The following is a 24,143-nucleotide window of genomic DNA, read 5'->3' on the forward strand; positions in this document are numbered from 1 at the left end:
TTCGCTAGGCGAACAGCTTGGCGAATCGGGTCGGCACGACCTTCATCAGCGCCACCAGCGGAATCCACGGCCACCCGGGCACGATCGCCCGTCCGGGTTCCCGCTCGATGGCGGCGACGATCTGGCGCACGCCGGTGTCGGTGTCGACCATCAGCATGGTGGTTGTCGACTTCGCGGTCATCTCCGACTCGATGTAACCAGGCTCGATCACGGTGACTTTGATTGGGCCAGAGGTATATTCGGCCCGCAGAGACTCACCCAGCGAGCTGAGCCCGGCCTTGCTCGCCGCGTAGGCGGCCTTGACGCCGGGAACCCCCCGGTTGCCCATCACGCTCGACATCAACACCAGATGCCCCGAGCCCGCCGCCTTGAACATCGCCAGCGCCGCTTCGATCTGCACCAGCGCCGACACCAGGTTGGTTTCGATGGTGGCCTTGTTGGCCCACACTTTGCCGGCGCCGAGTGGGGCGCCCTTGCCGATCCCGGCGTTGACGATGACCCGGTCGATGCCGCCGAGTTGATCGGAGAGTTCGGCGAACACGGCGGGCACCCGGTCGTGGTCGTCGACGTCGAGGGCGGCGACGGCAACCGTGATGTCCGGGTGTCGCCCGACCAGTTCGGCCTTCAGCTCGTCGAGGCGGTCCAGACGGCGCGCGCACAACGCCAGATCGCGACCCTTGGCCGCGAACGCCCGGGCCATCCCGGCCCCGAGTCCGGAACTCGCCCCGGTGATGAGGATCTTCTGGCGTCTCACCGGGGCAGCTTATCTACTTGAGCAGCTTCGACATCCGCCGGTCGGCCAGCACCTTGCCCCCGGTCTGACACGTCGGGCAGTACTGAAACGACTTGTCGACGAAGGACACCTCGCGCACGGTGTCACCGCACACCGGGCAGGGCAACCCGGTACGGGCATGCACCCGCAGTCCGGATCGCTTCTCCCCCTTGAGGGTTGCCGCCTGCTGCCCCACCGAGCGCTGCACGGCGTCGGTCAGCACGGTGATCATCGCGTTGTGCAGGGCGCCGAGTTGTGCGGCGGTGAGTTTGTTGGCCGTCGCGAACGGCGACAGTTTCGCGACGTGCAGGATCTCGTCGCTGTAGGCGTTGCCGATTCCGGCGATCACCTTCTGGTCGGTGATCACCGTCTTGATCCGCCCGGTGTGCGGCTTGAGGATGTCCGCGAGTTGTTCGGGGCCGATCTCCAGCGCGTCGGGCCCCAGCGTTGCGATGCCGGGCACCGTGGCCGGGTCGGCGACGATCCACACCGCGAGTCGCTTCTGGGTGCCTGCCTCGGTCAGGTCGAAACCGGGCGCCTCGCCGGGTGTTCCGAGGTGCACCCGCAGGCCGATCGGGCCCTTACCCGGCTTGAGCGGGGCGGCCGCGAGCTTGTCGCTCCACTTCAGCCAGCCCGCCCTGGACAGATGGGTGATCAGCCACAGCCCACCGGCTTGCATCCCGAGGTACTTGCCCCAGCGGGCCGCGCCCGTCACGGGTTGGCCGTGCAGCGCCGTCGGCGGCGGGTCGAACGTCTTGAGCACCGACAGCGCGGCGACGTCGATGCGCCCGACCGTCCGGCCGACTGCGTGCCGACGCAGGTGGTCGGCCAGGGCCTCGACTTCGGGCAGTTCGGGCATACGTTCAGGTTAGCGGCGGTCGGCGTCACGCAACGGCAGCGAGAACAGCCATCCCACGATCGACAGCGCGATCGCCGCCCAGATGGCGGTCCACCAGAACTGGTCGATCTGCAGTCCCCAGTGCGTGGTGTGGTCGGTGATCCAGGCGGTGATCCACAACATCAGCGCATTGATCACGACGTGAAACAGCCCGAGTGTGAGGATGTACAGCGGTATCGACAAGATCTGCACGACCGGTTTGATGATCGCGTTCACCACGCCGAAGACGATCGCGACGACCAGAATGATGCCGGCCCGCTGCAGCGTGGTGTCACCGCCCACGAAGCTGATGCCGGGCACGATCAGCGTCACAACCCACAGCGCAAGCCCGGTCACCGCGGCGCGGAGGAGAAACGATCCCATGCGGGGATTCTCCCAGAAGCCGGGCAATCCGGACTACGCCCGCAAGAGATAGATGTCCATGATCCAGCCGTGTTGCGCGCGGGCCTCGGCGCGCAGCGCGGCGGTGCGCTCGCCGACATCGCCGACGGTGCCCGACATCAACAGTTCGTCTGCGGTGCCGAGGTAGGCGCCCCACCACATCCGGGTCTGCGGCGGGCAGCCGAGGAATGCGCAGTCGCCGTCGAGCATCACCACCGCCGAGCCGCTCAGGCCGGTCTTGCGCAGTTGCCGCCCGGTGGTGATCAACACGGGTTCACCCACGTCGTTGAGCGGGATCCGATGCCGCGCGGTCAGCGCCTGGATCGCGGTGATGCCGGGGATGACGTCGTAGTCGATTTCGATGTGTCTGGCGACCTCGTCGAGGATCCGCAGGGTGCTGTCGTAGAGCGACGGGTCCCCCCACGCCAGGAAGGCGCCGACGCCGTCGGGCCCGAGTTCGGTGTCGATGGCCCGGGCCCACAGCTCGGCGCGGGCGGAATGCCAGTCGGCGACGGCCTGGGTGTAGTCGCCGTCGGCCGCGCGTTTCGGGTCGGGCAGTTCGACGAAACGGTAGCCCGGCCCGTCGATGTACCGGGCACAGATCTCGCGGCGCAGGGCGACGAGGTCGCTCTTCGCCTCGCCTTTGTCCATCGCGAAGAACACGTCGGTGTCGTTGAGCGCGCGGATCGCCTGCGCTGTCACGTAGTCGGGGTCGCCGGCTCCGACACCGATGACGTGGATGGTGCGCACCGGGGCAGCCTAACGAAAGCGCCGCACTGCCAGCGGCACCAGCAGCACAGTCGCAAAGCAGGCGCCGACAGCGCCCGAGATCAGCAGGGGCAGCCGGCCGTCGCCGCCCCACAGAAACCCCGCCCACAGTCCCGCGGCCAGCACCGCGAATCCGGTGGCGCCCTGGAACACCCCCTGCGCACTGCCCTGCCGGTCCGCACCGACGAGCGAGGAGATCCAGGCCTTGCCGACGCCGTCGGTGCATGCGGTGAACATCCCGTACGACGCGATCAGCAGCCACGCCGCAGTGGAATTGGTGGTCAACCCCAGCCCGATGTAGCCGACGGCGAAGAAGACCAGCCCGAAACCGAACACCGCCGAACGCGGCAACCGGTCGGCCAGCACGCCCGCCGGGAAGCTTCCGAGCGCGTAGACCAGGTTGTAGCCGACATAGGCAAGGATTACCTGCACTACCCCGAAGCCGATCTCGTTGAGCCGCAACAGCAGTAAGGCGTCGGGGAAGTTGACCACGCCGAAGCCGACCAGCAGCGCGGTGACCCGCCAGTACCTGCGCGGCAATTCCCGCAACCCCGCGAAGATCGGCGGCCGTGCGACTCGGGGCTCGGCGCGCCGGGGTTCGCGGACCAGCACGACCAACAGCACCGACAGCACCGCGGGCACGATCGCGATGTACAGCAGCGGGGCGATGTGATGATCGAGTAGCTCGTAGCCCGCCAGCCCGAGCAGCGGCCCGACCACCGCACCCAGAGTGTCCATCGTGCGGTGGAAGCCGAACACCCTGCCGCGCAATGGTTTATCGATTCCGTCGACCAGGAGCGCATCGCGCGGCGCTCCTCGGATCCCTTTACCGAGCCGGTCGACGACACGTCCGGCGAGCACCCCGGGCCAGGCCCCGGCGACGGCGATGATCACCTTGCCGAGCGCCGCCATCCCGTATCCCGTTGCGATCAAAGGCCGTTTGGCGAACCGGTCACCGAGCGGTCCCACCGCGAGCTTGGTCATCGACGCCGCGCCCTCCGCGGCACCCTCGATGGCACCCACGACCGAAGGCGGCGCGCCCAGCACCGCGGTCAGATAGATCGGGAGCAGCGGATAGAGCAGTTCACTCGCGGCATCCTGCAGAAACGACACCGCCGAGAGCACCCGCACATTGCGGGTCAGCCACGCAGTCATTACGGCCGATTATGTACCACCCGCACAGTAGTATTCGCCCAGTGTCGACGTTCAACGGCTTGCCCGCTCACGTCCTGTTCGTCCATTTCATCGTGGTTCTCGCGCCGCTCACCGCGGTCTTGGCCATCCTGTGCGCGGTGTGGCCCGCGGCCCGGCAACGCCTGGTGTGGCTGGTGCTCGCGTTGTCGCTGATCGTCACGGTGTTGACCCCGTTGACCACCGAGGCCGGCGAGTGGCTCGAGCACCAGGTCGGCAAGTCGCCCCTTGTGCACACTCACGCCGAGCTGGGCGACACGATGATCTTCTTCTCGCTGGCGCTGTTGGTCGCGGCGGTGCTGTTGGCGGTCGTGCATGTCAGCGCCGCCCGTGGCCGGTCGCTGTCGACGGTCTTCACAGCCGGCATCGCGGTGTTCGTGGTGGTGGTCGGTGTCGCGACGATCGTGCAGGTCTACCGGATCGGCGACTCGGGGGCGCAGGCCACCTGGAGCCAAAAAGTCTGACTCACCGGGATTTCAGCGGTGCCCGACACCGGTCAGCCGTGCAGGGTGGCGCTGGGCGACTCTCCGAACTCGGCGCGGTAGACCTGGCTGAACCGTCCGGTATGGGCGAAGCCCCAGCGGATCGCGATAGCCGAGACCGTGTCGTGGGATGGGTCCGCGGCCAGAAGATCCCGGTGCGCGTGGTCTAGGCGGACCCGGCGCAGATATGCCATCGGGGTGGTGTCGAGGTGCCGCCGGAACATGTATTGCACAGCTCTTGGGGTGACGTTGATGGCGGAGGCGATATCGGCCATCGAGATATCCCGTGCGCAGTTGGCCTGGATGAAGTCGATCGCCTGGCGCACCAGCGGAGCCGAGACCTGCGGGTGCTCGACGTGTTTGGCGTCGGCGAAGGTGTTCGGGAAGACATACAACAGCGTCGACGCAAGCAGCGAGACGGCACCGCCGACCACCAGCGTGGCGTCCTCCGGGCACAGGACACTCGTCAGAGTCGACGTCACGTAGTCGACGGTCGTTTCCCATTGCGCGGCCGCCGCATCCGACCGAGGGCGGGTGGAGGTGAAGCGAACCCCGGATGCCCCATGGGTCGCGGGGTCGCCGATGATCCGCTGCAGCGCCTCCGGCGGCAGCGCCGTCAGGGACACCTGGGCGTCTTCGGTCTCCGCCGAGCACGATCGACCCGGACGCGCCGCGAGCGCCACGTCACCGGCGGTGCATCGCTCACCCCGGGCTGCAGAGCCGATCCGCACTGCGCCTGCCTTCACCTCGGTGACGAGATAGCAGGGCCACTGGTCGGTGTCGAAGTGCAGGACTCCCGGAAACTCTGCCTCGGTGACGCTGACGCGGTCGATCTCCAACCGCGCTATCCGGATCGGATGACCGGGATCGAGCCCGTCGACGCGGCCGTGCGCGCCCCACGCGCTCGCGATGAAGGCGGCGGCCGTATCGGGATCGCCGGTGCTACAGGTGCTGTGCTGCGGGAGCACAGTGATACGAGCTGTGATCGTTCTTCCTGACTTCACATGAACGCTTGAGCCATCAAGACGGTAACCGCAGATCGCGGGGTGCACGCTGTGGATGACCATGAATGAGCGTGGGCTCAGCTCGTGGAATCGAGGGTACTCCGAGCAGGCTCGACATCGGCGACGTTGAGCTCCCGACCATCAGGATCTCCGACCACGATAGGTAGAACACGTTCTACTATCGCCGCATGCGATTCACCTACGCCGAGGCGATGATCGATCCGTCCTTCTACATCCCGCTCGCGAAGGCTGTCGAGGCCGCCGGGTACGACGGGATGACGATTCCGGACAGCGTGGCCTATCCGTACGAGTCGGACTCCACCTATCCGTACACCCCGGACGGCAACCGCGAGTTCCTGGACGGCAAGCCGTTCATCGAGACGTTCCTGCTGACCGCGGCCCTGGGTGCGGTCACCGAACGGCTCAAGTTCAACTTCTTCGTGCTCAAACTTCCGATCCGCCCGCCGGCCCTGGTTGCCAAGCAGGCCGGGTCGCTGGCCGCGCTGATCGGAAACCGCGTCGGCCTCGGGGTGGGGACCAGTCCGTGGCCGGAGGACTACGAACTGATGGGGGTGCCGTTCGCCAAGCGGGGCAAGCGGATGGACGAATGCATCGAGATCATCCGTGGCCTCACCAGCGGCGACTACTTCGAGTTCCACGGCGAGTTCTACGACATCCCCAAGACCAAGATGACGCCTGCGCCGTCCGAGCCGCTGCCCATCCTGATCGGCGGGCATGCCGACGCCGCGCTGCGCCGGGCCGCCCGCAATGACGGCTGGATGCACGGTGGCGGCACCGATGATCTCGACGACCTGCTGGTCAAGCTCAACCGGTACCGGGAGGAAGAAGGCACGACCGACCGGCCTTTCGAAATCCACGTGATCTCACTCGACGCGTTCACCGTCGACGGCGTGAAACGCTTGGAGGACAAGGGAATCACCGACGTGATGGTCGGATTCCGGCTGCCCTACACCAAGGGACCCGACACCGAGCCGTTGGACGACAAGATCCGCAATCTCGAGATGTTCGCCGAGCGAGTGATCGCAAAAGTCAACGGCTAGAGCGCATCCCAGTTCGGAGCCCGCTTCTCGCGATGCGCCATCGCGGCCTCGCGCGGGTTGTTGGTGAACCCGGTCAGGATTTGCGTCCGGTTCTCGATCTCCTTGGCATGCCGCAGACTTGGGGCATCCAGGGCTGCATTCAAGCCGGTCTTCGTCTGCCAGACGCCGAACGCGTTGTTGGCGGCGATGCTGCGGGCCATCGCCAGGGCCGCGTCGGCGAGTGCGTCGTCGGCGACCACCTCGTGCGCCAGCCCGATCCGGTAGGCCTCGTCGGCGTCGACGATCCGTCCGGTGAGCATCATCTCCCGGGCCGCACCCGCGCCGACGATCTTCGGCAACAGGTAACTGGTGCCCATGTCCAGCGACGAAAACCCGGCCTTGATGAACACCGAACCGAAGCGCGCGGTTTGCGACGCGATCCGGATGTCGCAGTGCAGCGCGTAGGCCAGTCCCCCACCCACGGCCACCCCGTTGACCGCCGCGACCACGGGGATGGGCAGCTCGTAGAGCCGGGTCAGCTGGTCGGCCAGCCGCACCTGTGCGTCGTAGGTGGTCTTGAACTCCGCGGCGGCCGGCTCGGTCCACGGCTTCCCGGTGCCGCTGAGGTCGGCGCCCGCGCAGAATCCCCGCCCCGCCCCGGTCAGGATCGCAACCCGGTACTTCCACGAACTCAGCTGGTCGAGGGCGTCGTCCACCCCGTCCATCAGCGCACCGTCGATCGCGTTGAGCAGGTTCGGCCGGTTCAGCGTGACCTGAGCAATTCCGTCTTCGAGCTCGTCGAATTCCACCGCAGACATGTGCTGCACGTTAGCGGTGCCGCAGGAGCGGGTACAGGCGCCCCATGGCGACTGTTGACGTATCCGTGCCCTCTGACGTGGCACCGCAGCAGGCTTGGAAGCTGGCCTCGGATCTGAACCGCTTCGGCGAGTGGATGACGATCTTCGCGGGCTGGCGCGGGTCGGTCCCGGAACAGATCGGCGAGGGCACCGAGGTCTCGTCGCTGATCAAGGTCAAGGGGTTCCGCAACACCATTCACTGGCGGGTGACGAAGTACGACGAGCCGCGCACGATCGAGCTGCGCGGCACCGGCTGGCCCGCCGTCCGGATCTGCATCACCATGAACGTGGCCGAAATCGATCAACGGACCTGCTTTCACCTGATCGCCGACATCTCCGGCGGGGTGCTCAATGGAGCGGTCGGGCGTCTGGTGGCTCGTGTGCTGGAGTCCGATGTGCGCAAATCGGTGTCGAATCTGGCCGAGCTGGCCTGACGGCGTACCGCTCGGCGCAGATGCGGGTGCGTTCGGCGACAAACCCCTGACAGGTGAGGCCTGCGTCACCTTGCCGCGCTACCGTGCTTACACCCAATGACGGGAGGAAGCCGGGATGGGCGGGTATCGCCAACTGTTCGAGGCCAGCGTGGCTGACGCGGGAGAGTTCTGGGCGCAGGCCGCGGGTGCGGTCACGTGGACTCGCGCGCCGCAGCGCATTCTCGATGACAGCAACCCGCCGTTCTACCGGTGGTTCCCCGACGCCGAGCTGAACACGTGCGCCAACGCGCTCGACCGGCACATCGCGGAGCGTGGCGACCAGGCCGCACTGATCTACGATTCCCCGGTCACCGGCAATCAGCGGGTCTACACCTACCGCGAATTGCTCGACGAGACAGCACGATTCGCGGGCGTGCTGGGTAACCTCGGGGTCGGCAAGGGTGACCGCGTGGTGCTCTACATGCCGATGATCCCCGAAGCGGTGATCGCGATGCTGGCGTGCGCCCGCCTGGGTGCGGTGCACTCGGTGGTGTTCGGTGGGTTCGCGGCGCACGAGTTGGCCACCCGGATCGACGACGCGGCGCCCGTCGTGATCGTCTCGGCGTCGTGCGGCGTCGAGCCGACCCGGGTGGTGCACTACAAGCCGATGCTCGACCACGCGCTGGAGCTTGCGTCGCACAAGCCTGATGCCTGCGTAATCGTGCAGCGGGACAAGCACGCCTGCGATCTGGTCGACGGCCGCGACGTCGACTGGTCCGCCGCGATGGCGGCCGCTGTTCCCGCCGATCCCGTGCCGGTGGCCGCGACCGATCCGTTGTACGTGCTCTACACCTCCGGCACGACGGGCAAGCCCAAGGGGATCGTCCGCGACAACGGCGGCCATGCCGTCGCTCTGCTGTGGAGCATGCGGCACATCTACGACATCGACCCCGGCGACGTGTTCTGGGCGGCCTCCGACGTCGGGTGGGTGGTTGGCCACTCCTACATCGTGTACGGGCCGCTGCTGGCCGGCGCCACGACGGTGCTCTACGAGGGAAAGCCCATCGGCACACCGGATCCCGGCGCGTTCTGGCGGGTGGTGTCCGAGCACGGGGTGAAAGCCTTGTTCACCGCCCCGACCGCGATCCGTGCGATCCGCAAGGAGGATCCGCAGGCCTCGCACGCCGATCGCTACGACCTGTCGTGTCTGAAGTATCTGTTCCAGGCCGGTGAACGGCTGGACCCGGACACCTACGCCTGGGCATCGGCGAAACTCGGTGTGCCCGTTGTCGATCACTGGTGGCAGACCGAGACGGGATGGGCGATCGCCGCCAATCCGATGGGGGTGGAACACCTTCCGCTCAAGCCAGGCTCGCCTACGGTACCGATGCCGGGTTACGACGTACAGATCCTGCGGGTGGACGGCAGCCGGTGCGAGCCGAACGAGGAAGGCGCCATCTGCATCAGCCTGCCGCTTCCGCCGGGAACGCTGCCCACGCTGTGGGGTGACGACGCACGGTACGAGGCGTCGTATCTGTGCGAACACCCGGGCTACTACCTGACCGGCGACGGCGGCTACCTCGACTCCGACGGCTACCTGTTCGTGATGGGTCGCATCGACGATGTGATCAACGTTGCGGGACATCGGTTGTCGACCGGATCGATCGAAGCGGTGCTGGCCGGGCATCCCGCGGTCGCTGAGTGCGCGGTGATCGGGGTGGCCGACGAGATCAAGGGCCAGGTGCCGCGCGGCTTCGTGGTGCTGAAGGCGGGCGCCTCGGCCGACGGGCTGGCCGAGGAGTTGGTGGCCGCGGTCCGCGAGGAGATCGGTGCGGTGGCGTGCTTCCGGTTGGTCGATGTGGTTCCGGCGCTGCCGAAGACGCGCTCGGGCAAGATCCTGCGCAAGACGATGCGCGGTATCGCGCACGGCAAGGACGAGCCGGTGCCGTCGACCATTGAAGACCCGGCAGTGCTGGAGACGTTGAAGCCGATCCTTCAGGGGCCATGATCGTCACGATCGATGAGATCCACGTCGGCGACCCCGCCTCAGCGTGGCGGGACGCCGGGTTCAGCGTGGATCCGGACTCGGTCGCCCGAATCGGCGACGTGCGGGTGCGCCTGGCCGGGCAGGGATCCGGCATCGTTGGTTGGTCTTTGCGAGGCCTGCCGGTGGACGGCCACGTCGACGGGATCCCGACGACGTCGTCCGGAACCGACGTTCCCGAGCCGGCCGTGCACCCCAACGGCGTGACCGGGATCGACCACGTCGTGCTGTTGTCTCCCAACCTTTCCCGGACCGTCTCGTCGTTGTCGGACGTCGGGCTGAAACCACGCCGAGAACGCGACGCCGAACTCGGCGGTCAGCCGATGCGGCAGATCTTCTTCCGGTTGGGGCCCGTCATCCTGGAGGTCGTCGGCTCACCCGGTGCGACCGACGGCGGTCCGTCGTCGTTGTGGGGCATCACGTACGTCGTCACGGACATCGACGCGACGGCGGCGTTCTTCGGCGGCCGCGCGCTGCGAGTGAAAGATGCCGTGCAGCCGGGTCGCCGGATCACCACCCTGAAGCATCGCGATCTGGGCATGTCGGTGCGCACCGCGATGATCTCGCCGCCTATTCTCGGCGCATGAGCTCGGAGGTCAGCGAGACGGTTGTCATCCACACCGACGGCGGCTGCCGGCCCAACCCCGGCCCCGGCGGCTGGGGTGCGGTGCTGCGCATGCGCGAACACGTCCGCGAGATGTGCGGCGGCGAGCCTGGCGCGACGAGCAACAATCGGATGGAGCTGACCGCGCCGATCATGGCGCTGGAGGCCCTGACCCGGCCGGTGTCGGTTCACCTCTACACCGACAGCACGTATGTCCGCAACGGCATCACCAAGTGGGTGCTCGGCTGGGAGCGTAACGGCTGGATGACGTCGGCCAAGCAGCCGGTGAAGAACGTCGACCTGTGGCAGCGGCTGCAGCTCGCCTGTTCACAGCACCGAGTCGAATGGTTCTGGGTGAAGGGCCATTCTGGTGTCGCCGACAACGAGTTGGCGGACCAGTTGGCCACGCGGGGATTGGAAGAGGCGGTCGCTGCGGCGGCGTTGGCGCTTTAGGGCTCGAGTCGTCGGGAAAGGGCGACGACCCCGGGTCCGGTCAGTTCCGGCAAGGCACTGCGGCGACGGGCCATGGTCATGAGTAGGGCTTCACCGTGGCCGCGGACTTCGGGGCCGCGTCCGCTGGACCAGTCGAGATCGGTCGCAACCAGCCGGACTCCACGGGCATACCAGCCACCGCGGATCAGCGGCGCGATCTTGGTGAAGTCCAGCGCGGCACGGAGGCGGTCGGCCGGGATGACACGCGGCAGCCCGAGGGGGCGACGGATGTCTTGCTGATGGATCATGCACTCCACCAGCGCGATTCGCCCTCCGAAGCCGGATCCGACGCCCCACGGTGCAGCACGTTCGCGCATGGCATCGGCGAGTTCCGCCTTTGAGCGGGTCAAGCGACTGCACACGTCGGCGTTGTTGAGCCGGTCGAGATGGAAGCGGTGCCTCACGAGGGCGGTGGCGAAGGCGACTCGACTGCGATCGAGGTAGGCGATCACGTGGGCGGCAACATCGCGGACGCGCCAACTTCCGCACAGACTCGGGGTGTCCCATTGCTCATCGGTCAGGCCGCGGAGCAGATCGCCGAACTCATCGCGCTCCTGGACAGCCAGGGTCGTCACGTCCATCAATGTTCACCTTCGCATCAACCAAAACTTGTCGGCGTGTCGGAGTAGTCTTTCGAACATGAGTTCGATCGATGTGGTATTGGAGGCGCTCGACGATGCTGTCGGGGCGTTGGCCACGGTCGATCTCGATGTCTTGTCGCCGCCGGAGCGATTTGTGGTCATGGAGCGACTGGAGACCGCACGGCGTCGTCAGGTGGCGGTGTCGTATGCGCTGGTCAGCAAGTTGGAGCGGTTCGAGGGCTGCCCGCCGGTACCGATCACGCTGGCCGATGTGCTGCGGATCAGTCCACGGGAAGCCAAGCGCCGCATCCGCGATGCCGAGCAGTTGGCGCCGCGGCGAGCGTTGACCGGTGAGCCGTTGCCGCCCGTGTTGCCGCAGACCGCGCAGGCCTGGGCAGCGGGTGAACTCGACGTTGAGCATCTGCAGGTGATCCAGAAGTTCTTCCGCCAGCTGCCGAGCCACGTGCCGCCGACTGTGGTCGAAGCAGCGGAAAAGTCGCTAGCCGAGAAGGCGGCAGTGCTGCGGCCCGATCAGTTGGAGAGCGTTGCCGAACGCCTTGCCCTGCACCTGAATCCCGATGGCCTGTTCTCCGACGAAGACCGTGCACGGCAACGCAGCTTCACCTGGAGCCGCCGGCAACGCACCGACGGCATGAGTGAAGGCAAGCTGGTCGCCGACCCCGAAACACGGGCATTGATCGACGCCGCGTTCGCCAAGTTCGCCGCACCGGGCATGTGCAATCCGGCCGACGAGACCCCCACCGTGCTCGACGAGCCCACCGACTACGCACGGCAACGGGATTCCCGCACCCGGGGTCAGCGCCAACACGACGCGCTCAAAGCAATGATGCGCGGACAGCTCGGGGATCCGAGACTCGGTCAGCACAAAGGTCTTCCTGTCACTGTGATCGCCACCGCCACCATCCAGGACCTGCAAGCCCAAAGTGGACACGCGGTCACCGCTGGAGGCACGCTGCTGCCAATCCCAGACCTGATCCGGATGGCCAGCCACGCGTACCATTATCTGGCTCTGTTCGACGGTGTCGATGGCCGCGCGCTGTGGCTGGGCCGCACCAAACGGATTGCCTCGGCCGATCAGCGAATCATGTTGCACGCCAAGTATCGCGGCTGCAGCAGACCGGGCTGTGACGCACCCGGCTACCACAGCGATGTCCATCACGCCGCCCAAGACTGGAAGACGGGCGGCAACACCGACATCGATGACCTCACGCTGGCTTGCCCACCCGACAACGAACTCGTTGAATCCGGCGGCTGGACCACCCGGCAACTGCCCAACGGCGACACCGAATGGATACCGCCACCCGGACTTCCCATGCTGCGCGGCGGAGTCAACGACTACCACCACCCCGAGCGGCTCTTGGGCGACGACCGGCCGCCCGACGGGGCGGACGACGATGCGGCCTAACTCGGCGCCTCGAGCTCGACGTCGCCCGGCGCCTTGTCAGGTCGCAGGCCACGCCAGCTCGGGTGACGCAGCCGGCCGTCGGACGTCCACTCGCCGAAGCGCACCTCACCGACCAGCTCGGGACGCACATAGGTCACACCCTTGGCGTCCAATCTGGGAAGTGCTGTGGAGAAGGGCGATTCGTCGGTGTGCAGCGGCGCCAGAATCTTCTTCAGGCGCGCCAGCTCCTTGTCCGAGAACCCGGTGCCCACCCGGCCGATGAACCGCAATCCACCGTCGTCGGGGATACCCAGCAGCAGCGCCCCGATACCGCTGGAGCGTCCGCCATTGCCCTCGCGCCATCCGCCGATGACGGCCTCCTGCGTGTTCCAGTTCTTGTCCTTGATCCACGCCGCCGACCGACGGCCCGGCTGATACGTCGAATCCCACTTCTTGGCGACCACACCCTCCCACTTCTTCTTTCGGGAGAGCTCCAGCGCCTCCGGACCGTCACCGTCGAGCAATGGTGGCACGATGAGATCCGTTCCCTCGGCGAAGGTTTCGAGTAACTTGCGACGATCGCGATATTTGGCCTTGAGCAGCGAGCGCCCGTCGAGCCGCAGAATGTCGAACGCCCAGAATTCGATCCGGGTGGCGCGCACCCGATTCTGCATCTCGCCGAAGTTCGGCACCCCGTCAGCGTCCAGCGCCACCACCTCGCCGTCGAGGATCACGTCGTGATCGGCGAGATCCTTGGCCAGCGAGCGTAGTTGCGGATAGTCGGCCGTCAGGTCGCGTCCGCTGCGCGAGTGCGCCCGCAGCTGTCCGCCAGCGATCTCGACCAGCAACCGATACCCGTCGAACTTGCCCTCGAATGCGTACTGAGCGGCGGTCAGCTTCTCCACCGACCCCAGCGTGGCAAGCATCGGCGAGTAGTCCTGCAACCGCGACTCCGGCGCTTTGTCGCCGGCCGAGCGGCTCCGTGGCTGTTCTTTCATCCGGTGCGCCAGCCATTGGTCGCCCTTGGTCTGAATCAGGGCGTAGCGTCCCGAGATTCGTTGGCCGTGGAGGTCGACGATCACCTCGCCGCCCTTCTCCGCGCCGGAGTCCCGGAACTTCTCGGCCTCATACGTCCCGGAATCCCAGATGATCACCTTGCCGCCGCCGTACTCGCCTTTCGGAATGTCACCCTCGAACGTCCCGTACTCCAGCGGGTGATCCTCGGTGTGCACGGCTAGGTGATTGACGGCCGGGGTGTCCGGCAGATTCTTCGGCACCGCCCACGACACCAGTACTCCGTCGTGCTCCAACCGGAAGTCGTAGTGCAGCCGCCGCGCATGGTGTTCCTGGATGACGAATGTGTTGTTCTGCCCGACCGCAGGCGTCGCTTTGGGCACCGGCTCCGGTGTCTTCGTCGCATCGCGCATGTTGCGATACGTGGTCAGCCGGTCATGTTTGGGCATGTCGTCGTCCAGCCCGGCCAGCAGGTCGCCCTGCTCGGCGACCCGCGCCAGCACCTCGTGATACTCCAGGTGCCGCAGCGCGGGATCGCCGATCTCATCCCACGTCCGAGGGGCGGCCACCGTCGGAGTATCCCGGCCGCGAAGCGAATACGGCGCGATCGTGGTCTTGGAGCCGTTGTTCTGGCTCCAGTCCAGGAAGATCTTGCCGGCCCGCAGACTCTTCGTCATCGTCGCGGTGACGAGCTTGGGCATGCTCTTCTCGAGCTGTTCGGCCACCCGGCGCGCCACCACGACCGCCCCGCTGCTGCTGACCGGATCGGCAAGCGGGGCATACAGATGCAGCCCCTTGCTACCGCTGGTGAGTGGGTAGACCGTCAACCCGATGTCGTCCATCAGCTCGCGCACGGCGTTGGCCACCTCGCAAAGCTGCGGCATGGTCACGCCTTCGCCCGGGTCGAGATCGAACACCAAACGTGTTGCCGGACCTATCTTTCCGTCCGCGGTGAATCGCCATTGCGGCACATGGACTTCCAGCGATGCCTGCTGCGCAATCCACGCCAGCCCCGTCGCAGTCTCGATGATCGGGTAGGTGGTCTTGCCGGACCGGTGCTCCACGGTCGCGCGCTCGAGCCATCCCGGCGCCGAACTGGCCAGCTGCTTTTCGAAGAATGCGGGTTCGTCGACGCCGTTGGGCCAGCGTTTCCGGGTAACGGCCCGGCCCGCGATGTGCGGCAACATCACGTCGGCGATGGTCGTGTAATAGCCGAACACGTCGGCCTTGGTGGTGCCGGTGGCCGGGTAGAGCACCTTGTCGGCGTTGGTGAGCACCACGCGCGGTCCTCGCGTCGCCCCCGGCGGCCACACGTCATTCACCATCCCACGGTATTACCCGCTGTTACCGTGGACTAGTGATCAAAATGCTGGCTGCCGCTTTTCTGGTGCTGCCCGCATTGGTCGGTGCTCCGCAGGCGGCTGCCGATCCGGAGGATCACGTGCCGTACTGCTCGGGTGATCAGACCCCGATGAACAACAACTGCCAGTACGCCCCCGAGCAGGGCTACATGAGCGGTGCGCCGGGCGCCAACCCCGATACCCCGCTCGGGCTGACGCCGCTGGACGAACCCGCCATCTAGCCTCGGTATCGGCGATCGGCCCGGCATACTGGACAGATGCGTTCCATCTGGAAAGGCTCGATCGCATTCGGTCTGGTGAACGTCCCTGTCAAGGTGTACAGCGCCACCGAAGACCACGATCTGAAGTTCCATCAGGTGCACGCCAAGGACAACGGCCGCATCCGCTACAAGCGCGTCTGCGAAGTGTGCGGTGAGGTCGTCGAGTACCGCGACATCGCCAAGGCCTTCGAATCCGACGACGGCCAGACCGTGGTGATCACCGACGAGGACATCGCCACACTGCCCGAGGAACGCAGCCACGAGATCGAAGTGGTGGAGTTCGTGCCCGCCAGTGAGATCGACCCACTGATGTACGACCGCAGTTATTTCCTGGAGCCCGACGGGAAATCGTCGAAGTCCTATGTGCTGCTGGCCAAAACGCTTGCCGATACCGACCGGGTTGCCATCGTGCATTTCGCGCTGCGCAGCAAGACGCGGCTGGCGGCACTGCGGGTCAAGGATTTCTCCAAGCGCGATGTGATGGTCATCCACACGCTGCTCTGGCCCGACGAGATCCGCGACCCCGACTTCCCGGTGCTCGACAAGGAGGTCGAGATCAAACCGGCCGAATTGAAGATGGCCGGCCAGGTCGTCGAGTCGATGGCCGACGACTTCCGCCCCGACGAGTTCCGCGACACCTATCAGGAGCAGCTTCGGGAACTCGTCACCGCCAAGCTCGAAGGTGGAGAGGCGTTCACCACCGAGGACCAGCCCGCCGAACTCGACGAGACCGAGGACGTCTCCGATCTGCTGGCCAAGCTGGAGGCCAGCGTCAAACGTCGCCGCGGTGGGTCCGGTGACGACGACGGCGGCGACGACGGCGAGGCCAAGAAGGCTCCCGCGAAGAAAGCCGCCGGAGCCGCTCGGCCGGCGACATCAGGCAGCGCGAAGAAGGCACCCGCCAAGAAAACCGCCGCGAAGAAGGCGCCCGCCAAGAAAGCCGCCAAGAAGTCCTGACCCGTTCAGGATGTGAATTTTTCTGCCGATTCTTCGAACTCGGCACCAAAGTAGAACGTGTTTCAGTTACGTTCCGAAAGGAGCGTCATCAACCGAAGCGGTCTTGTTACGGTGTTCGCCGACAAGGGAAGAGAGACACGTGATACTCGACAAGTTCAGACTTGACGGTCAAGTTGCAGTGGTCACCGGCGCGGGCCGCGGCCTGGGGGCGGCGATCGCCGTCGCATTCGCCGAAGTCGGCGCCGACGTCGTCATCGGCTCGCGCACCCAGTCCGAATTGGAGTCGGTGGCCAAGCAGATCGAGGCAGTGGGCCGTCGCGCCCACATCGTCGTCGGCGACCTCTCGCACCCCGAGACCACCGGCGAGTTGGCCGGCAAGGCCGTGGAGGCGTTCGGCAAGCTCGACATCGTCGTCAACAACGTCGGCGGCACCATGCCCAATGCGCTACTCAACACCAGCGTCAAGGACATGAAGGACGCGTTCACGTTCAATGTCCTCACCGCGCACGCCCTCACGCTGGCCGCCGTGCCGCTGATGATCGAGCACTCCGGCGGCGGCAACATCATCAACATCACCTCGACGATGGGCCGGCTGGCCGGGCGCGGATTCGCCGCCTACAGCACGGCCAAGGCCGCCCTCGCGCACTACACCCGGCTCACGTCGCTGGACCTGTCCCCGAAGATCCGGGTCAACGCGATCGCGCCGGGCTCGATCCTGACGTCGGCGCTGGAGATCGTCGCCTCCAACGACGCACTGCGCGACCCGATGGAGAAAGCGACGCCGATGAAACGGCTCGGCGATCCGCTCGATATCGCCGCGGCCGCGGTCTATCTCGCGTCGCCGGCCGCCAGTTATCTGACCGGCAAGATGATCGAGGTCGACGGTGGCCTCATCGTGCCGAACCTCGACCTTCCCATTCCAGACCTGTAGATCCGACCTGAGGAGCACCATGCCCATTCGCGTCGCACAAGTCGGCACCGGCAATGTCGGTATCCACGCGCTCAAAGGATTGATCAGCAATCCGGAGTTCGAACTCACCGGGGTCTGGGTTTCCTCGGACTCCAAGGCCGGCAAGGACGCCGCCGAACTGGCCGGGCTCTCCCAGGCCACCGGCGTCGCCGCCACCACCGACCTCGACGAGATCCTGGCCGCCAAGCCGGATTGTGTGGTCTACAACGCGCTGGCCGACAACCGGCTGCCCGAGGCGCTCGAGGACTACCGTCGCATCCTGGCGGCCGGCGTCAACGTGGTCGGCAGCGGCCCGGTGTTCCTGCAGTGGCCGTGGGAGGTGATTCCCGAGGAGATGATCAAGCCGCTGGAAGATGCTGCCCAGCAAGGTAATTCGAGCCTGTTTGTCAACGGCATCGACCCCGGCTTCGCCAACGACCTGCTGCCGCTGGCGCTGGCCGGCACCTGCCAGAGCATCGAGCAGATCCGGTGCATGGAGATCCTCGACTACGCCACCTACGACAGCGCCACCGTGATGTTCGACGTGATGGGCTTCGGCAAGCCGCTCGACGACATCCCGATGCTGCTGCAGCCCGGCGTGCTGAGCCTGGCCTGGGGTTCGGTGATCCGCCAGATCGCTGCCGGGCTCGGACTCGAACTGGACGGCATCGAGGACATGTATGTCCGCGAGCCCGCACCGGAGGACATCGAGATCGCGGCAGGCACGATCGCGAAAGGCACCGCGGCGGGACTGCGCTTCGAGGTGATCGGCTTGGTCGGCGGCGCTCCGGTGATCGTCGTCGAACACGTCACCCGACTGCGCGAGGACCTGTATCCGGAGTGGCCGCAGCCGGCTCAGCCCGGCGGCAACTACCGCATCGAGATCACCGGCGAACCGTCGTATGCGGTGGACGTGTGCCTGGGATCGCCGAACGGCGACCACAACCACGCCGGACTGGTGGCCACCGCCATGCGACTCGTCAACGCCATTCCCGCAGTGGTGGCCGCACCGGCAGGCATTCGGACCACGATCGACTTGCCGCTCGTCACTGGCAAAGGGCTGTACGCTCCCTAGGTAGGGAAAATGCCACGAAGGGTCAGGAGGAGATGTCCATGCGGCAAAGGCTCCGCTATGTGTTTCCGATCATCATCGCGGCCGGAGCGGCCGCCGGTGCGCTCGCGCCGGTGGCGGTCGCCGACACCACGCTGATCAACCCGACGCTCCCCACCTGTGTCGACACCGGCGGCAGCACCGTCATCGGCGGCCAGAACACGGAGTGCGCCACGCCCGGCAACGTCGAGCTCAATTCCACCCCGGAAGTTCCGGAGGATTTCGCCTACCCCTGGGGTGACGAGTTCTACGGTCCCGCACTGATCTTCGGTGGCCCCGGCCCCGCCGACAACGGCGGCGGCGGAGGCCACGGCGGCGGAGGCCGCTGACTTCGAAGCACGGCCACGAAGGAGGCCACCATGCGTACCAAGATCGTTCTTGGCGCTCCCCTACTGATTGCGGTCGCGAGCGTGGTGCTGGCCGTCCCGGCGGCCGCCCGCCCGGCACAGTGCACCGACACCGGCCCGAGCACGACGGTCTGCGAGACGCCGGGCCATGCCGCGATTGTCACCTCGCCCAACCCGGCCCTGCAGAACCCGCTGGCCGGCTGGGGCTACGGCGGCTTCGGTATTGGGCTGGGCGGGATTTTCATCGGTTTGTGACCAACCTTTTCGGTTACCCTAACTTTTCAGTTTGAGTGACCGGAGAGAAAGCTCGGCGGTTGGCACAGGTGACGCGGGCCCGCACTGCGGGCTGGTATCTGCTCGGCCCCGCCTTTGTCGCGGCGATCGCCTACGTCGATCCGGGCAATGTCGCGGCCAACATCAGCGCCGGCGCCCAGTTCGGGTATCTGCTGGTGTGGGTGATCGTCATGGCCAACGTGATGGCCGGACTGGTCCAGTACCTGTCCGCCAAACTCGGTCTGGTCACCGGGCGCACCTTGCCCGAAGCCGTTCGGGACCACACCCGCACACCGACCCGGGTCGGGTACTGGCTGCAAGCCGAGCTGGTGGCGATCGCCACCGACGTCGCCGAGGTGGTCGGCGGTGCCATCGCGCTGCGACTGCTGTTCGGCCTGCCGTTCCTGGTCGGCGGGGTCATCACCGGAGTGGTGTCGCTGATACTGCTGGCCGTGCAGGACCGCCGGGGCCAGCGGGTGTTCGAGCGGGTGATCACCGGCCTGCTGCTGGTGATCGCGATCGGCTTCCTGTCCAGCCTCTTCGTTCGGACGCCGCCGGCCGCCGAGGTGGTGGGCGGCCTGCTGCCCCGGTTCGACGGCCCGGAGAGCGTGCTGCTGGCCACCGCGATGCTCGGCGCCACCGTGATGCCGCACGCGGTCTACCTGCATTCCGGCCTCGCCCGCGACCGGCACGGACACCCCGAGGCTGGCGCCCCGCGCGCCCGGCTGCTGCGGATCACGCGGTGGGACGTCAGCATCGCCATGCTGGTCGCGGGGGCGGTCAACATGTCGATGCTGTTAATCGCGGCGACCAACCTGCAGGGCCGCGATGACACCGACTCGATCGAAGGGGCGCACGCGGCCGTCCGCGACGCGCTGGGGCCAGGAGTAGCACTGCTCTTCGCGATCGGGCTGCTGGCCTCGGGGCTGGCGTCGACGTCGGTCGGTGCGTACGCCGGGGCGATGATCATGCAGGGGCTGCTGCGCAAGACGTTCCCGCTGCTGGTGCGCAGGCTCGTCACGCTGATCCCGGCGCTGGTGGTGCTGGGCACGGGCATCGATCCCAGCCGCGCGCTGGTCATCTCCCAGGTGGTGCTGTCGTTCGGGATCCCGTTCGCGCTGGTGCCGCTGATCCGGCTGACCAGCAAGTCCACCCTGATGGGAGCCGACGTGAACAGCCGGGTGACCACGGCGTTCGGCTGGGCGGTCGCGGCGGTGATTACGCTGCTGAACGTGGTACTGATCTATCTGACCTTCGCGCACTGAAACTCGGCTCGATGTCGCCGACCCCCCGGCTCCGCCGACACCCGTACTTCGCCTACGGGTCCAACCTCTGCGTGCAGCAGATGGCCCGGCGCTGTCCCGGGGCCGCCGACCCCCGGCCTGCGACCCTGGCCGACCACGACTGGCTGATCAACGAGCGCGGCGTCGCGACCGTCGAGCCCTTCGCGGGCAGCGAGGTGCACGGGGTGCTGTGGTGGCTGACCGACCACGATCTCGCCACCCTGGACAGCGCCGAAGGGGTGCCGGTGCGGTACCGCCGCGACCGGCTGACCGTGCAGACCGCCGACGGGCCCGCTCCGGCGTGGGTGTACATCGATCACCGCACCGAACCCGGCCCGCCCCGGCCGGGTTATCTGGAACGCATCATCGACGGCGCGCAGCACCACGGTCTGCCGCAGCGGTGGGTCGACTTCCTGCGCCGTTGGGACCCCGCACACTGGCCGCGACCGCTGGCGTCGAACAAGACTGGACCACAATCGCTTTCGGAACTGCTTGCCGATCCGTCGGTCGTCGAGGTGAGCCGGCTGCGGTCGCGGTTCGGGTTCCTGGCGATCCACGGCGGCGGCCTGGAACAGATGACCGACGTCATCGCCGAACGAGCCGCCGACGCCGCCGGGGCGTCGCTGTATCTGCTGCGCCACCCGAAGGACTACCCGCATCACCTGCCGTCGGCACGCTATCTGGGCGCCGAATCAGACCGTCTTGCCGCGTTTCTCGACCACGTCGAGGTGGCGGTCTCCCTGCACGGATACGGGCGCATCGGCCGCAGCACCGAGCTGCTGGCCGGTGGCGGCAATCGGGAACTGGCCGACCATCTGGCCGCTCACATCGAGCTGCCGGGCTACCGCATCGTCACCGACCTCGGCGCGATCCCCGCCGAACTGCGCGGCCTGCACCCGAACAACCCGGTCAACCGGGTCAGCGGCGGCGGCACGCAGCTGGAATTGCCGACGCGAGTGCGCGGCATCAGCCCGCGTAGTCAGCCGCCGAATGCCGACGGCCTGTCCCCCGCCACCTCCGCATTGGTGCAAGGCCTGGTCGCCGCAGCGCACGCCTGGACGCTCTAACCGTCCGGAATACGAACTCCAGCAGTCGAATCGGTTAACGACGCCCCCGTCCGCCGCATATCGACCCGGCGTTACGCGAGGATCCACCGTGTGGCCGACGTCGACTTCTCGCTGCTGGACCTGCCCCGCGAGACCCCACCGCCGGAACCGGACGCATATCTGCGCGCGGCGATGGCCTGGCACTTCGGCGCCGACACCGGCTCCCCGTACTGGCTGCGCACCGCACAGCGCCTGGACTTCGATCCGCTCACCGACGTCCGGACTTTCGCCGACCTGCACCGGTTCCCGAATCTGGTCAATGAATTACGCGACGTCCCGGCGCACGACCTGATCCCGCGCGGCTACGGCACACCCGCCCCGGTCCCGCTCATCTTCGAATCCGGTGGCACGACAGGCGCACCCAAACGCACAGCGCAGCTGCCCGACTGGGTGGCGCAGGTGGTCAACTGGCAGACCGACGATTTCTCTTCCGCCGGGTTCGTCCCCGGTGGCGGCTTCCTGTGCCTCATGCCCAGCGGCCCGCACGGCGTCGGCTACTTCTCCAGGGCGGTGTCCGCTCGGCTCGGTTCGATCTGTCACACGGTCGATCTCGACCCCCGCTGGGTCAAGAAACTCGTCGCGCGTGGCGCCGCGGCCGAGATGTCGGCCTACCTGAGCCACCTGCTCGAACAAGCCGGTCATGTTCTGCGCAGCCAGCACATCGTCAACCTGCACACCACGCCCCCACTGCTGGACGCGATCGCGCGTGACGACACCCTCACCCGGCTGGTCGGTGACACGGTTCGCTTCATCATGCTCAGCGGTGCGCACGTGGATCCCGACACCCTCGACGTGTTGCGTGACGTGTTCCCGGCCAGCGAGATCGCGATGGTGTTCGGCAGCACGATGATCCTGTCGCAGGCCCAAACTCGAACCAGTGGTGAGCAATTCGTGTTCGACCCGCGCAGCCCCTACGTTGTTTTCCGGGTGGTCGATCCGGACACCGGCGAGCAGGTCGGCTACGGCGAACGCGGCCAGGTGGTGATGAACCACATCAGCAAAGGCATGTTCATTCCCAACAATCTCGAGCGGGACACGGCAATCAGACTGCCCGGACCCGACGGCCACGTCGGCGACTCGGTCGCCGAGATCGCACCCGTCGCCACCCTCGACGGCGAGACCGTGATCGAGGGCGTGTACTGATCGTGATCGACCTGCCCGGTCTGGTACCGAACGGCGAATACCGTTCCCGCAGGCGCGAAATCATCACCGACACCGCCGGCGTGCCGGTCGCCGAACTGAGCCTGGCCCCGCCGCTGTACATCGCGCGGACCATCGCGGCGCAGCGCACGACCACGCCACTGCCCGCCGACCTGCGACGTGTCGCGCTGGCCAGGGCCGGCGCGGCTTTCGTCGACTCGACGGTTGCCGGGCTGGACTTCGAGTCGTATGTGCAACTGGCAAGCCGGGTTTCGGGGCTGCCGATCGCGGTGGCGCGTACCCAGGCCATCGAGGTGAGCGAGGCCGTCGGCGTCGCGTTCGACTCGGTGCGGCCGGCCCGGCCGGTCGGTGCGGTTCCGGATTGGGCGGCGGTCCAACCCGGGCAGGCCGGCGCGATCTGGTCTCGGCGCGGTGAGGTGTTCGGGGTGCACGCCTCCGGCAATGCGCCCGGCGTCCATGGGCTGTGGCCGCAGGCCCTCGCGTTGGGGTACCGGGTGGCGATCCGGCCGTCGCGTCGTGAGCCGTTCACCGCGCACCGGCTCGTCACCGCGTTGCGGAACAACGGATTCCGCGACGGCGACGTCACCTACCTTCCCACCGATCACGCCGGAGCCGACGAGATCATCAGCTCCGCCGACCTCGCCCTGGTGTACGGCGGCGATGACGTGGTCGCCAAGTACGGCAGCGACCCGACGGTCTTCGTCAACGGTCCGGGCCGCACCAAGATCGTGCTGACGGCCGAGCAGGACTGGCGCGCGCGCCTGGACGTCATCGTCGACTCGATCGCCCGGCTGGGCGGCATGGCGTGTGTCAACACCACCGCCGTGCTGGTCGAGGGTGACGCGGCGGGGATCGCCGCAGCGATCGCGCAGCGGCTGCGCACCATCGACGCGCTGCCCGCCGACGACGAGCGCGCGGTCCTGCCCACCCAGCCGCTGGCGGGTGCCGAGGCCATCGCGAGACGTGTCGCCACGCGGGCGGCGGGCACCGTCGCCCTGCTCGGCGCCGACCAGATCGTGGCTGACCTCGGTGACGGCCGGGCAGCGCTGCGCCCGGCCGTGCACCTGCTTGCCGGCCCGGATCCCGCGAAGCTCGGCACCGAGCTGCCGTTCCCCTGCGTCTGGGTCGCCCCATGGGCACGTGCTGCCGGCGTCGCAGTGCTGCGCAACTCACTGGTGGTCGGCGCGTTCACCGAGGACGACAGCCTGGTGACCGCACTGCTCGAGGAGCCCACGATCGCCAACGTCTACCGCGGCCCGGTGCCCACCTACTACACGGCGACCGGGCTGCCCCACGACGGTTTCCTGGCCGATTTCCTGATGCGCACGAAGGGGTTCGTCCGCCGCGGATGATCACCGGGGCCGCACCCATCCAAGCCTTCGGGTGCTC

Annotated in this window: 26 protein-coding genes and 1 pseudogene; 17 read left to right on the forward strand and 10 right to left on the reverse strand. The window is 67.2% G+C overall.

Features of this window, described 5'->3' with window-relative positions; translation table 11 throughout:
• Positions 1-4: 4 nt before the first annotated feature.
• The 6 genes and pseudogenes from AB4879_RS10240 to AB4879_RS10265 all read right to left on the reverse strand — a co-directional run bounded on the left by AB4879_RS10240 (position 5) and on the right by AB4879_RS10265 (position 3,974).
• The gene (locus AB4879_RS10240; RefSeq protein ID WP_370507510.1) at positions 5-754 is read right to left on the reverse strand and encodes an SDR family oxidoreductase; all 750 of its coding nucleotides are present in this window, start codon (positions 752-754) and stop codon (positions 5-7) included.
• 13 nt (positions 755-767) lie between these two features.
• Positions 768-1,235, reverse strand: coding sequence for a zinc finger domain-containing protein (locus AB4879_RS10245; protein WP_370507874.1), 468 nt, complete (start codon positions 1,233-1,235; stop codon positions 768-770).
• Positions 1,236-1,388: 153 nt separating this feature from the next.
• Positions 1,389-1,631 (reverse strand): annotated as a pseudogene (locus tag AB4879_RS10250) (DNA-formamidopyrimidine glycosylase family protein); the annotation flags it as partial.
• A gap of 9 nt (positions 1,632-1,640) precedes the next feature.
• Positions 1,641-2,033, reverse strand: a complete 393-nt coding sequence (locus tag AB4879_RS10255) for a phage holin family protein (protein ID WP_102809107.1) — start codon at positions 2,031-2,033, stop codon at positions 1,641-1,643.
• 33 nt (positions 2,034-2,066) lie between these two features.
• A complete protein-coding gene (gene cobF / locus AB4879_RS10260; protein WP_370507511.1) occupies positions 2,067-2,801 on the reverse strand; it encodes a precorrin-6A synthase (deacetylating) in 735 nt (244 codons plus the stop codon).
• 9 nt (positions 2,802-2,810) lie between these two features.
• Positions 2,811-3,974, reverse strand: coding sequence for an MFS transporter (locus tag AB4879_RS10265; protein WP_370507512.1), 1,164 nt, complete (start codon positions 3,972-3,974; stop codon positions 2,811-2,813).
• 41 nt (positions 3,975-4,015) lie between these two features.
• On the opposite strand from AB4879_RS10265, the gene AB4879_RS10270 reads away from it, so the two are divergent.
• Positions 4,016-4,474, forward strand: a complete 459-nt coding sequence (locus AB4879_RS10270; RefSeq protein ID WP_370507513.1) for a DUF2231 domain-containing protein — start codon at positions 4,016-4,018, stop codon at positions 4,472-4,474.
• A gap of 32 nt (positions 4,475-4,506) precedes the next feature.
• Here AB4879_RS10270 and AB4879_RS10275 read toward each other — a convergent pair whose 3' ends face one another.
• Positions 4,507-5,460: a helix-turn-helix transcriptional regulator gene (locus tag AB4879_RS10275; RefSeq protein WP_370507514.1), complete on the reverse strand. Its 954-nt coding sequence runs from the start codon at positions 5,458-5,460 to the stop codon at positions 4,507-4,509.
• A gap of 224 nt (positions 5,461-5,684) precedes the next feature.
• Between AB4879_RS10275 and AB4879_RS10280 the strand changes: the two genes are divergently transcribed.
• Positions 5,685-6,557 (forward strand): LLM class flavin-dependent oxidoreductase, encoded by an 873-nt coding sequence (locus AB4879_RS10280; protein WP_370507515.1) that lies wholly within the window; start codon positions 5,685-5,687, stop codon positions 6,555-6,557.
• Here AB4879_RS10280 and AB4879_RS10285 read toward each other — a convergent pair.
• A complete protein-coding gene (locus AB4879_RS10285; RefSeq protein ID WP_370507516.1) occupies positions 6,554-7,354 on the reverse strand; it encodes an enoyl-CoA hydratase/isomerase family protein in 801 nt (266 codons plus the stop codon). The two genes, AB4879_RS10280 and AB4879_RS10285, sit on opposite strands and share 4 nt — an antisense overlap.
• 44 nt (positions 7,355-7,398) lie before the next feature.
• On the opposite strand from AB4879_RS10285, the gene AB4879_RS10290 reads away from it, so the two are divergent.
• The 4 genes from AB4879_RS10290 to rnhA all read left to right on the forward strand — a co-directional run bounded on the left by AB4879_RS10290 (position 7,399) and on the right by rnhA (position 10,907).
• The gene (locus tag AB4879_RS10290) at positions 7,399-7,827 is read left to right on the forward strand and encodes an SRPBCC family protein (RefSeq protein ID WP_102809114.1); all 429 of its coding nucleotides are present in this window, start codon (positions 7,399-7,401) and stop codon (positions 7,825-7,827) included.
• Positions 7,828-7,942: 115 nt separating this feature from the next.
• The gene (locus AB4879_RS10295; protein WP_370507517.1) at positions 7,943-9,814 is read left to right on the forward strand and encodes a propionyl-CoA synthetase; all 1,872 of its coding nucleotides are present in this window, start codon (positions 7,943-7,945) and stop codon (positions 9,812-9,814) included.
• Complete coding sequence (locus tag AB4879_RS10300; RefSeq protein ID WP_370507518.1) at positions 9,811-10,437, forward strand: VOC family protein; 627 nt, start codon at positions 9,811-9,813, stop codon at positions 10,435-10,437. Before AB4879_RS10295 ends, AB4879_RS10300 begins: the two co-directional genes overlap by 4 nt.
• Positions 10,434-10,907 carry a ribonuclease HI gene (gene rnhA, locus AB4879_RS10305; protein ID WP_370507519.1) on the forward strand — a complete coding sequence of 158 codons (474 nt, stop codon included), beginning with the start codon at positions 10,434-10,436 and terminating at the stop codon, positions 10,905-10,907. The genes AB4879_RS10300 and rnhA overlap by 4 nt, the downstream gene beginning before the upstream one ends.
• Here the strand turns inward: rnhA and AB4879_RS10310 are convergent.
• Positions 10,904-11,530, reverse strand: a complete 627-nt coding sequence (locus AB4879_RS10310) for a maleylpyruvate isomerase family mycothiol-dependent enzyme (RefSeq protein WP_370507520.1) — start codon at positions 11,528-11,530, stop codon at positions 10,904-10,906. The genes rnhA and AB4879_RS10310 overlap by 4 nt on opposite strands.
• Before the next feature lie 55 nt (positions 11,531-11,585).
• Here AB4879_RS10310 and AB4879_RS10315 point away from each other — a divergent pair, with 55 nt between their 5' ends.
• Entirely contained in the window at positions 11,586-12,953 is a 1,368-nt protein-coding gene (locus AB4879_RS10315; protein ID WP_370507521.1) for an HNH endonuclease signature motif containing protein, read from the forward strand.
• Here AB4879_RS10315 and AB4879_RS10320 read toward each other — a convergent pair.
• Positions 12,950-15,268 carry an ATP-dependent DNA ligase gene (locus AB4879_RS10320; RefSeq protein WP_370507522.1) on the reverse strand — a complete coding sequence of 773 codons (2,319 nt, stop codon included), beginning with the start codon at positions 15,266-15,268 and terminating at the stop codon, positions 12,950-12,952. The genes AB4879_RS10315 and AB4879_RS10320 overlap by 4 nt on opposite strands.
• Positions 15,269-15,312: 44 nt before the next feature.
• Here AB4879_RS10320 and AB4879_RS10325 point away from each other — a divergent pair, with 44 nt between their 5' ends.
• The 10 genes from AB4879_RS10325 (at position 15,313) to AB4879_RS10370 (ending at position 24,106) form a co-directional block, all read left to right on the forward strand.
• Complete coding sequence (locus AB4879_RS10325) at positions 15,313-15,528, forward strand: hypothetical protein (RefSeq protein ID WP_370507875.1); 216 nt, start codon at positions 15,313-15,315, stop codon at positions 15,526-15,528.
• 36 nt (positions 15,529-15,564) lie between these two features.
• Entirely contained in the window at positions 15,565-16,524 is a 960-nt protein-coding gene (locus tag AB4879_RS10330; protein WP_370507523.1) for a Ku protein, read from the forward strand.
• 139 nt (positions 16,525-16,663) lie between these two features.
• A complete protein-coding gene (locus AB4879_RS10335) occupies positions 16,664-17,455 on the forward strand; it encodes an SDR family oxidoreductase (RefSeq protein WP_370507524.1) in 792 nt (263 codons plus the stop codon).
• A gap of 19 nt (positions 17,456-17,474) precedes the next feature.
• Positions 17,475-18,548 (forward strand): diacylglycerol kinase, encoded by a 1,074-nt coding sequence (locus tag AB4879_RS10340; RefSeq protein WP_370507525.1) that lies wholly within the window; start codon positions 17,475-17,477, stop codon positions 18,546-18,548.
• 38 nt (positions 18,549-18,586) lie between these two features.
• A complete protein-coding gene (locus tag AB4879_RS10345) occupies positions 18,587-18,913 on the forward strand; it encodes a hypothetical protein (RefSeq protein WP_199189998.1) in 327 nt (108 codons plus the stop codon).
• 30 nt (positions 18,914-18,943) lie between these two features.
• On the forward strand, positions 18,944-19,186 hold the full coding sequence (locus tag AB4879_RS10350; RefSeq protein ID WP_370507526.1) for a hypothetical protein: 243 nt from the start codon (positions 18,944-18,946) through the stop codon (positions 19,184-19,186).
• A gap of 59 nt (positions 19,187-19,245) precedes the next feature.
• Entirely contained in the window at positions 19,246-20,469 is a 1,224-nt protein-coding gene (locus AB4879_RS10355) for an Nramp family divalent metal transporter (RefSeq protein ID WP_370507876.1), read from the forward strand.
• A gap of 11 nt (positions 20,470-20,480) precedes the next feature.
• On the forward strand, positions 20,481-21,554 hold the full coding sequence (locus AB4879_RS10360) for a poly-gamma-glutamate hydrolase family protein (RefSeq protein WP_370507527.1): 1,074 nt from the start codon (positions 20,481-20,483) through the stop codon (positions 21,552-21,554).
• A 90-nt stretch (positions 21,555-21,644) separates the two neighbouring features.
• Positions 21,645-22,736 (forward strand): phenazine antibiotic biosynthesis protein, encoded by a 1,092-nt coding sequence (locus AB4879_RS10365; protein WP_370507528.1) that lies wholly within the window; start codon positions 21,645-21,647, stop codon positions 22,734-22,736.
• A gap of 2 nt (positions 22,737-22,738) precedes the next feature.
• Complete coding sequence (locus tag AB4879_RS10370; RefSeq protein WP_370507529.1) at positions 22,739-24,106, forward strand: aldehyde dehydrogenase family protein; 1,368 nt, start codon at positions 22,739-22,741, stop codon at positions 24,104-24,106.
• The last annotated feature ends 37 nt before the right edge of the window (positions 24,107-24,143 follow it).

Source organism: Mycobacterium sp. SA01 (assembly GCF_041287105.1).
GTDB lineage: Bacteria > Actinomycetota > Actinomycetes > Mycobacteriales > Mycobacteriaceae > Mycobacterium.